We start from the raw sequence: 765 nt of genomic DNA on the forward strand, positions 1-765 counted from the left end.
GTAAAATCATTGATGGAAAACCAATAACAGAGCAAATGAAGGATCAGAATGTAGCTTTAATGGAAAAACGATTAGCGGAATTAAACAATTTGAAAGTAGGAGACAAAGTTAAAGTACAATCAGGGGATAAGAAGGAAACTCTTGAGGTTGAAATTATCGGCATTTACGAAACAAATGAGCAAGCAATGGGTCAACAGGCTCCTCCTATTATGGATCCAGCTAATAAACTATATATGCCGCATTCAACTATGAAAAAATTAGAAGTAGACCAAGGTATAAGTAGTGGTCAAGTCGTGTATTTCTTGAATGATCCACAATATATTGATGCATTTAAAAAAGAAGCAAAAAAATCTAACATTGATTTTAATTATTATAAATTAGATGCGCATGATTCATTGTACAAGCAAATGATTGGTCCTATCGAAAATATCTCTTCGACTTCTCAAATGATTATTTATATTGTATCGATTGCAGGTGCAATTATTTTAGGATTAATCATTATGCTATCAATTAAAGGACGTCGTAAAGAAATGGGAATTCTATTGTCTATTGGAGAGAAAAAGTGGAAACTGATAGCGCAATTCGTAGTAGAAGTAGTGTGTGTCGCTATTTTAGCATTTGGATTATCCATAACAACAGGAGCTAAAGTTTCTCAATATATCGGGGATAATTTACTTTCGAATGAAATTGCTACTGCAAGCGAAGAAACAGATACTTCGCAACATGGTACTGTAATGATGGCTGGATCTGGTGGTACTCTACAAA

At 33.7% G+C, this 765-nt stretch carries 1 protein-coding gene; it reads left to right on the forward strand.

Features of this window, described 5'->3' with window-relative positions; translation table 11 throughout:
• Nucleotides 1-765 (forward strand): ABC transporter permease (locus tag HMPREF1014_RS29220; RefSeq protein ID WP_000585863.1); only part of this gene is annotated, 765 nt, incomplete at both ends.

It is taken from the genome of Bacillus sp. 7_6_55CFAA_CT2, assembly GCF_000238655.1.
Classification (GTDB): domain Bacteria; phylum Bacillota; class Bacilli; order Bacillales; family Bacillaceae_G; genus Bacillus_A; species Bacillus_A cereus.